Genomic DNA, 7,902 nt, shown 5'->3' with positions numbered 1-7,902 from the left:
GCCCCGGATGGGCTGGCCGCCGCGCCCACTGGCACCCGCCCCCAGGCGCGGCCTGCCCCCGGCGCCCCACCCGACCAGGGCCGCCTGGAGCGTCCCGCCTGGAAACCAGACGGGCGGCAGCCCGGAAAAAGGGTGGTCGAGCTGGGGGACGCGCACCATTCTTGGGGCATGAGCGACAGCACCACCCCCCCTGCCCCCGACGACACTGCCCTGATGGATGCGCTCTGGTCCCTGGTGGCCGAGCGTGGCTGGAACGGCTTCACCCTGCCCGAGCTGGCGGAGCGGGCCGGCATCGGCTTGCCGGAACTGCGAGCCCTGGCGCCGGTCAAGTTCGCCCTGCTCTGCCGCCATGCGCGGCTGGTGGATCAGGCCGTGGCAGCCGATGCGGGGCTGAACCCCGGCGGCAGCCCGCGCGACCGCATCTTCGACGCGCTGATGCGCCGCATCGACGCGCTGCAGCCGCATCGCGACGGGCTGATCCGCTTCGGCCGCGACATGCGCCGCGACCCGCTGCTGAGCCTGGCCCTCGCCCCGGTGCTGGCGGCGTCGATGAGCTGGATGCTGGAGGCCGCGCGCATCTCCGCCTGCGGCCCGGCCGGCATGCTGCGGGTGAAGGGGCTGTCGGCGGTGTGGATCGCCACCCTGCGCGCCTGGGAGCAGGACGAGTCGATGGATCTCGGCCCCACCATGGCGGCGCTGGACCGCGCGCTGGACAAGGCCGAGCGCGTGGCGCGCATGATCCGGCTGGATGGCGGCGAGGCCGCGCCGCCCCAGCCGCCGGCCGCGGCGCCCGCGAACGTGACCTGAGGCGGGGCCGCATCGCGCGCGGCGGGGCCGGAACCGCTTCCAGCCCCCGCCGCGCCGGGGCTAGACTGGCCGCGAATCCACACAGAAAGGGGAGGAGAAGCGATGTCGGACGGACCCAAGCTGACGCCGGAGATGGACATCATGCGCCTGCTCTCTGACTTCCGCCTGCCGGCGATGCCGGACATGGAAACCCTCGCCGCGGCGCAGCGCCGCAATTTCGAGGCGCTCTCCGCCGCCAACAGGATCGCGCTGGAAGGCGCCCAGGCCGTGGCGCGCCGGCACATGGAAATCCTGCAGCAATCCATGTCCGAGATGACCAGCGCCATGCAGGGCGTCACCCAGGGCGACAACCCGCAGGACAAGGCCGCCAAGCAGGCCGAGCTGCTGAAGGCCACCTATGGCCGGGCGGTGACCAACCTGCAGGAGATCGCCGACATGATCCAGAAGTCGAACAGCGAGGCGCTGTCCCTGCTGAACAAGCGCTTCGCCGAGGCCATGGACGAAGTCCAGAAGCTCATGGGTCCGAAGTGATTCTTTCGGGCTGCCGCCGTCTGGCTGAGAGGCGGGGCGCGGCGGGCCAGAGGGTGTGAGCGTGGGGAGCGGGTCCTTTGGGGCCCGCTCTTTTTTTCACGCGGGCAGGCGCAGCCGGGCGCGCAGGCCGCCCAGCGGGCTCGCCTCCAGCGCGATGTCGCCGCCATGCGCGCGGGCGATGTCGCGGGCGATCGCCAGCCCCAGCCCGGTGCCGCCGGCCGAGAAGCTGGTGAAGGGGCGGAACGCCTCCTCGCGCGCGGCCTCGGGGATGCCCGGCCCGTCATCGTCGATGGTGACGAAGACCCAGCGCCCGGCCGGGCGCCCGGCCTCCTGCCGCGGCGCCTCGGCCAGGCCGAGGGCGATGCGCCGCGCATGCCGCCGCGCATTGTCCAGCAGGTTGCCCAGGCAGCGCCGCAGCGCATCCACCCGCAGCGGCAGCACCAGCGCCTCCGGCCCCTCGATGCTGATGGCGGCGCCGTCGCGCCGGGCACGCTCGGCCAGGTCGCGCACCAGCTCGGCCAGGTCGGCGGGCTGGGTCTGCTCCAGCCCCTCGCCGCGGGCGAAGGCCAGGTAGGTGGCGATCATGCGCTCCATCTCCGCCACATCCTCGGTCATGGCGGCGGCATCCTCCTCGGTGCCGGCGGGCAGCATGGCCAAGCCCAGGCGCAGCCGGGTCAGCGGCGTGCGGAGGTCGTGGCTGATGCCGGCCAGCATCTCGGTGCGCTGGGTGATGAAGCGGCGGATGCGGTTCTGCATCTGGTTGAAGGCCGCCGCCGCCTGCCGCACCTCGGCCGCGCCCTCGGGCTTGATCGGGCCCAGCTCGCGGCCCAGCCCGAAGGCCTCCGCCGCGCTGGCCAGGCGGCGGATGGCCCGCACCTGGTTCTTCATGAACAGCGCGGCGACGATGAACAGCAGCAGCGAGGTGCCGACCAGCCACAACACGAACAGGTAGAGCGTGCCGAAGAACAGGCGCTTCCTCGGCGCCTCCACATGCAGCACGCCATCCGGCAGCTGCACGCGGATGATCACGCTGCGCGGATCCGATTGCCAGTCGGTGTCGAAGGGCAGGCCCACACGCTCGCGCAGCGCCTGGGACAGGTCGTCCTCCAGCGGCAGGATCGGCATCCAGCTGCCGCGCTGGCCGGGCAGGCCCAGACTCGCATTGGGCTCGAAGGCCAGCGACAGGTCGAGCCGCCAGGCCGCCTCGCGGAAGATCCAGTCGCGCTCGGTGACGATGGGGTGGCGCGCCAGCAGCTCCACCACCATGCCGACATCGCCCGCCACGCCGCCCGCCAGACGGCGCGAGATGACATCGAGATGCCCGCCATAGAACAGCTGCAAGGCGACACCCTGCAGGATCAGCAAGGGCAGCAGGATGATCAGCAGCGCCCGGCCCAGCAGCCCGCGCGGCAACAGCCAGCGCAAGGGGGTCGCCAGCAGGCGGAGGGCAGGACGCAGGGGGGGCGGCGTCGGCTTCATGCGCTGGGCATAGAGCGGGGCGCGGCGCGGCCCAAGGGAAATTCCTGGGAGGGCTCTGCCCTCCCAGGCCCTCCCGCCGGGGGGACAGGGTCCCCCCGGACCCCGCCATCCGTTTGGCGCCCACGGAAGGCGGGGTCCGGGGTGGCCCTGCCACCCCGGCGGGGTCCAGGGGCGGAGCCCCTGGCCTTCTAGGTCCCCGGCTTCAGCACATAGCCCCGGTGCCGCACGGTCTGCAGGAAGCGAGGCTCGCGCGGGTCGGGCTCGATCTTGCGGCGCAGGCGGGTCACCTGGACGTCCACCGCGCGCTCCCCCGCCTCCGGCGTGCCCAGCGCGGCGGCGATCTCCTCGCGCGTCAGCACCTCCCCGGCGCGGCGGGCCAGCGCCGAGAGCAGCGCCGCCTCCCCCCCGGTCAGCCGGTGGGTGCCCTCCTGGCCGCGCAGCTCGCCGCGCTCCGGGTCGAACCAGTGCGGGCCGAGCTGCACCGGCGCCAGCGGCAGGCTGGCCGGCAGCGCCGGCGCGGCGCGCTTCAGGATGGTGCGGATGCGCAAGGCCAGCTCGCGCGGGTCGAAAGGCTTGGCCAGATAGTCATCGGCGCCGCGCTCGAAGCCGGCGATGCGGTCATCCGGCGCGCCGGCCGCCGTCAGCATCAGGATCGGCACCTCCTGCCCCTCGCGCCGCAACCCCTCGGTCAGGTCGAGGCCGGATTCGCCGGGCATCATGACGTCCAGCACCAGCAGGTCGAAGGCCATGGAATGCAGCGCCTGGCGCGCCGCGGCGGCATCGGCGGCGGCGGTCACCCGGAAGCCCTGCTCGGACAGGAAGCGCTGCAACAGGTTGCGCAGGCGCGCATCGTCATCGACCACCAGCAGGTGCGGCTCGGCCTGGCTCGCGCTCATGCCGCGCTCCGCTTGCCATTCGGCGCGCGGTCGAGCTGCGCCCGCGCCTCCGGCCCCATCAGCCCGCGCATGACGCGGCGGAAGCCCTCCACCGCCACCGGCCCGGCCTCGCGATAGGCGCGCATCACCCATTCGCGCTGCCGCTCGAACAGCCGGCGCTCCAGCGCCTCGCCCTTCTCGGTCAGCGACAGCAGGCGCTGGCGGCGGTCGTTGCGGCCAGGGGCCTGGGTGACATAGCCCTCCTCCACCAGCGGCGTCAGCACCCGGCCGAGCGACTGCTTGGTGATGCCGAGGATCGCCAGCAGCTCCCCCACCGTGATGCCCGGGCGGCGGCCGACGAAATGCAGCACGCGGTGATGCGCCCGGCCCATGCCGAGCTCGGCCAGCAGCGCGTCCGGGCCGGCGGTGAAGTCGCGATAGCCGAAGAACAGCAGGTCCTGGGCCAGGCGCAGCTCCTCCTCGCGCAGGAAGAGGAGCTGGCGGCCGGCACCCACCGGCTTGGCGTCCGCTGCATCCGACATGGCGGGCATGCTTCCGTGTTGGGTCAGCTTCATTGACACATATTCGCTGGAAGTTTTACCGTCACGACATTACGCGCAATGATATTGCGTGAACAGACCTTGGAGGATGGCACACATGGCGCTGGTTCCTTTCGACGACCGCGACGGCTGGATCTGGATGGACGGGCAGATGCTCCCCTGGCGGGATGCGAAGCTGCACGTCCTGACCCACGGGCTGCATTATGCCAGCGGCGTGTTCGAGGGCGAGCGTGCCTATGCGGGAAATATCTTCAAGCTGCGTGAGCATACGGAGCGCCTGATCGCCTCCGGCCGCATCCTGGGCTTCGAGATCCCCTACACGGCCGAGGAGATCGACGCCGCCTGCATCGCGGTGATGCAGAAGAACGGGCTGACGGACGCCTATGTGCGCCCGCTGGCCTGGCGCGGCTCGGAGATGCTGGCGGTGTCGGCCCAGCAGACCAGGATTCATCTGGCGATCGCCACCTGGGCCTGGCCGAACCTGTTCGGCGACAACCGCATGAAGGGCGTGCGGCTCGGCATGGCGCCCTGGCGCCGCCCGGCGCCCGACACGGCGCCGACCGCCTCCAAGGCCGCCGGCCTCTACATGATCGGCACGCTGTCGAAGCACGCCGCCGAGGCGCAGGGCTTCGACGACGCGATGATGCTGGACTTCAAGGGGGATGTGGCCGAGGCGACCGGCGCCAACGCCTTCTTCGTCTTCGATGGCGAGCTGCACACCCCGACGCCGATCTGCTTCCTGGACGGCATCACCCGCCGCACGGTGATGAGCCTGGCCAAGCAGCGGCAGATCAAGGTGGTGGAGCGCACCATCGCCGCCGAGGAGCTGGGCCGCGCCAGCGAGGTCTTCCTGGCCGGCACCGCGGCCGAGGTGACGCCGGTGCGCGCCATCGCCGGCTTCGAATACACGCCGGGCGCCATCACCGAGACGCTGCTCAAGGACTATGAGGCGCTGGTGCGGATGAGCCCGGAGGAGGTCGCGCGCCGCGCGGCCTAAGAAGGGAAAGGTTCTTTTTTGTAAAAAAGAACCAAAAAACTTCTGTCCGTTGGCGTCCCGCTTCAGGCCTGAGGCGGGGCGCCAAACGGAAAGAGTCTTTTTGCTTCTTTTTCTTCAGAAAAAGAAGTTTTTCTATCCAATCATCAACGCTGCCGCGACCAGCGCGATCATCACCGCACCGGCGATCAGCAGCCCCAGCCCGACACGGCTGCGCCCGCTCGGCCCGATGCTGTTCTTCACGCTGCCGCCGCGTGCCAGCCCCATCGCCTCGCCCGAGGTTGTGTTTTCCAACTGGCGCGCCAGGCGCACCGCCTCGGCCGAGGGGGGCGTGCCCGCGGCCTCGTCATCGGCGCCGAGCGGGGCCGCGGCGGGGTCGGTGAAATTGACCTTGTCGCCGGTCGAACCGCGGTTGATGTCCTGCCGCAGCAGGTCGCTATTGGCGGCGTATCTCTCGGCCATCGCTCACTCCTGACGGGCTGGCACGACAAAGGGGGCACGCGGCCCCCTTCATCCGTTCCCTGGCGGGCTGCGGCTCAGCTCCGCTGATTGCCGCCGCCGCCATGGCTGGCCTGGCCGCCCTTGGCGCCGGCTTCCGAGGCCCGCTGCCGGTCATTGGCGAAGTTGCCGCCGCTGGCCTGGCCGCCCTTGTGGCCCGCTTCCGAGGCCCGCTGCGGATCATTGGCGAAGTTGCCGCCGCTCTGCTGGCCGCCCTTCCGCCCCGCCTCGGAGGCGAGTTCGGGATCCTGCGCGAAGCTGCGCTTCTCCGCCGGCACGCTCTGCCCGCCCTTCGAGGCGATGTCCTGCTGCTTCTGCGGGTCCATCGAGGCGAAGCCGCGATTGGAAGTGTTGTTCTGGTTGGCCATGTTGCGCTCCTTTCCGTGGTGGTCAGTCGCGGGAAGGGAACCGGGCGGGCGGGGGCAAGGTTCCGGGGAAAATCGCCGCCTCGCTGAGACGCGGCGCAGGTTGTCGGCATGGTCGGGTTGCCCGCCGGGCGCGGGGCGCTAGGGTGGCCGCAAGTTTGTGGAGGAAATGCCAATGACCATCCGGCGCCGCACCGCCGCCCTCGCCCTGTTCGCGCCGCTGCTGGCCGCGGCCCCGCTCGCCGCGCAGGAGCTGCGCATCGCCACCGGCGGCTCGGTGATCTCGCTGGACCCGCATTTCTACAACGCCACGCCGAACAACGCCGTCTCGCTGCATCTCTTCGACCGGCTCGGCATGCGCGACGCGCAGAGCCGGCTGCAGCCGGCGCTCGCCCTGAGCTGGCAGCCGATCTCGGAGACGGAGTGGGAGTTCAAGCTGCGCCCCAACGTCACCTGGCATGATGGCAAGCCCTTCACCGCCGATGACGTGGCCTTCACCATCGCCCGCACGCCGACCGTGCCGAACAGCCCGGGCGGCTTCGCCGGCTTCGTGCGCGCCGTCACCAAGGTCGAGGTGGTGGACCCGCTGACGCTGCGGGTGCAGACGCGCGGCGCCTATCCCAACCTGCCCTCCGACCTGTCGAGCCTGGCGATCATCGCCCGCCACGCGGCCGAGGGCGCGGCGACCGAGGATTTCAACAGCGGCAAGGCGGCGGTGGGCACCGGCCCCTATCGCTTCGTGAACTACCGCGCCAATGACCGCACCGAGCTGGCGCGCAACGAGAGCTGGTGGGGCGGGGCGCAGCCCTGGGCCAAGGTCAGCTACCGCTTCATCAGCAATGACGGCGCCCGCACCGCGGCGCTGCTGGCCGGCGATGTCGATGTGATCGACCAAGTCTCGGCCACCGACCTGCCGCGGCTGCGCCGCGAATCCCGCGTGGCGCTGGCCGAGACGCAGGGGTTGCGAGTGATCTACCTGACCTTCGACCGCTCGCGGCGGGAGGCGGTGCCCTTCGTCACCGACAATGCCGGCCAGCCGCTGCCGCGCAACCCCTTCGACGATGCGCGGGTGCGCCGCGCGCTCAGCATCGCGCTGCAGCGCGACGCGCTGGCCGAGCGGGTGATGGAAGGCACGGCGACGCCGACCGGCCAGTGGATGCCGCCCGGCACCTTCGGCTACAACCCGGAGATCAAGCCGCCCGCCTACGCGCCGGACCGCGCCCGCGCGCTGCTGGCCGAGGCCGGCTATCCGCAGGGCTTCCGCCTGACCCTGCACAGCCCGAACGACCGCTACCCCAACGACGCCAAGACGGCCCAGGCGGTGGCGCAGATGTGGACGCGCATCGGCGTGCAGACGCAGGTGGACGCGCTGCCCTGGGCCAGCTTCGCGCCGCGCTCGGCGCGGCAGGACTTCGCCGCGCGGCTGACCGGCTGGGGCAGCAGCACGGCGGACGCCTCCTCGATGCTGGTGAACATCCTCGGCACCTATGACCGGGCGCGCAGCACGGGGGCCAACAATGCCGGCCGCTACAGCAACCCGGAGCTGGACGCGCTGCGCGACCGCGCCCTGGCCACGCTGGACAATGAGCGGCGCGAGGCGCTGCTGCGCGAGGCCGTGGCCATGGCGGAGGCCGACACGGCGATGATCCCGCTCTTCATGCTGACCAATGTCTGGGCCACGCGGCGCGGCGTGACCTATGAGGCGCGCATGGACGAGGCGACGCTGGCCATGTCCGCCCGCCCCGAGTGAGGCCCGGGCGCCGCCCCGGCCGCGCGGGGCGGTTTTGCGCTGG

At 71.6% G+C, this 7,902-nt stretch carries 9 protein-coding genes; 4 read left to right on the top strand and 5 right to left on the bottom strand.

Annotated features, from left to right (window positions below; all coding sequences use genetic code 11):
* Positions 1–168: 168 nt before the first annotated feature.
* Together HMPREF0731_RS00145 and HMPREF0731_RS00140 are read left to right on the top strand one after the other, a co-directional pair.
* A complete protein-coding gene (locus HMPREF0731_RS00145) occupies positions 169–807 on the top strand; it encodes a hypothetical protein (RefSeq protein ID WP_051014670.1) in 639 nt (212 codons plus the stop codon).
* Positions 808–909: 102 nt separating this feature from the next.
* Positions 910–1,338 (top strand): phasin family protein, encoded by a 429-nt coding sequence (locus HMPREF0731_RS00140; RefSeq protein WP_007001931.1) that lies wholly within the window; start codon positions 910–912, stop codon positions 1,336–1,338.
* A 96-nt stretch (positions 1,339–1,434) separates the two neighbouring features.
* Here HMPREF0731_RS00140 and HMPREF0731_RS00135 read toward each other — a convergent pair whose 3' ends face one another.
* The 3 genes from HMPREF0731_RS00135 to HMPREF0731_RS00125 all read right to left on the bottom strand — a co-directional run bounded on the left by HMPREF0731_RS00135 (position 1,435) and on the right by HMPREF0731_RS00125 (position 4,234).
* The gene (locus tag HMPREF0731_RS00135) at positions 1,435–2,817 is read right to left on the bottom strand and encodes an ATP-binding protein (RefSeq protein WP_007001930.1); all 1,383 of its coding nucleotides are present in this window, start codon (positions 2,815–2,817) and stop codon (positions 1,435–1,437) included.
* A gap of 188 nt (positions 2,818–3,005) precedes the next feature.
* Complete coding sequence (locus tag HMPREF0731_RS00130; RefSeq protein WP_007001929.1) at positions 3,006–3,713, bottom strand: response regulator; 708 nt, start codon at positions 3,711–3,713, stop codon at positions 3,006–3,008.
* On the bottom strand, positions 3,710–4,234 hold the full coding sequence (locus tag HMPREF0731_RS00125; protein WP_051014637.1) for a MarR family winged helix-turn-helix transcriptional regulator: 525 nt from the start codon (positions 4,232–4,234) through the stop codon (positions 3,710–3,712). The genes HMPREF0731_RS00130 and HMPREF0731_RS00125 overlap by 4 nt, the downstream gene beginning before the upstream one ends.
* A gap of 115 nt (positions 4,235–4,349) precedes the next feature.
* Between HMPREF0731_RS00125 and HMPREF0731_RS00120 the strand changes: the two genes are divergently transcribed.
* The gene (locus HMPREF0731_RS00120; RefSeq protein WP_040611785.1) at positions 4,350–5,249 is read left to right on the top strand and encodes a branched-chain amino acid aminotransferase; all 900 of its coding nucleotides are present in this window, start codon (positions 4,350–4,352) and stop codon (positions 5,247–5,249) included.
* 132 nt (positions 5,250–5,381) lie between these two features.
* On the opposite strand, the gene HMPREF0731_RS00115 is transcribed toward HMPREF0731_RS00120, so the two are convergent.
* Both HMPREF0731_RS00115 and HMPREF0731_RS00110 read right to left on the bottom strand, forming a co-directional pair.
* Positions 5,382–5,708 (bottom strand): hypothetical protein, encoded by a 327-nt coding sequence (locus tag HMPREF0731_RS00115; RefSeq protein WP_007001926.1) that lies wholly within the window; start codon positions 5,706–5,708, stop codon positions 5,382–5,384.
* A 74-nt stretch (positions 5,709–5,782) separates the two neighbouring features.
* The gene (locus HMPREF0731_RS00110) at positions 5,783–6,112 is read right to left on the bottom strand and encodes a con-10 family general stress protein (protein WP_007001925.1); all 330 of its coding nucleotides are present in this window, start codon (positions 6,110–6,112) and stop codon (positions 5,783–5,785) included.
* Between the two features lie 172 nt (positions 6,113–6,284).
* Between HMPREF0731_RS00110 and HMPREF0731_RS00105 the strand changes: the two genes are divergently transcribed.
* Complete coding sequence (locus HMPREF0731_RS00105; RefSeq protein WP_007001924.1) at positions 6,285–7,859, top strand: ABC transporter substrate-binding protein; 1,575 nt, start codon at positions 6,285–6,287, stop codon at positions 7,857–7,859.
* Positions 7,860–7,902: the final 43 nt, after the last annotated feature.

Origin of the sequence: Pseudoroseomonas cervicalis ATCC 49957 (assembly GCF_000164635.1) — a bacterium.
Lineage (GTDB): Bacteria > Pseudomonadota > Alphaproteobacteria > Acetobacterales > Acetobacteraceae > Pseudoroseomonas > Pseudoroseomonas cervicalis.
The sequence above is the reverse complement of the archived record's forward strand: the minus strand, read 5'-3'. Positions and strand labels throughout refer to the sequence as shown.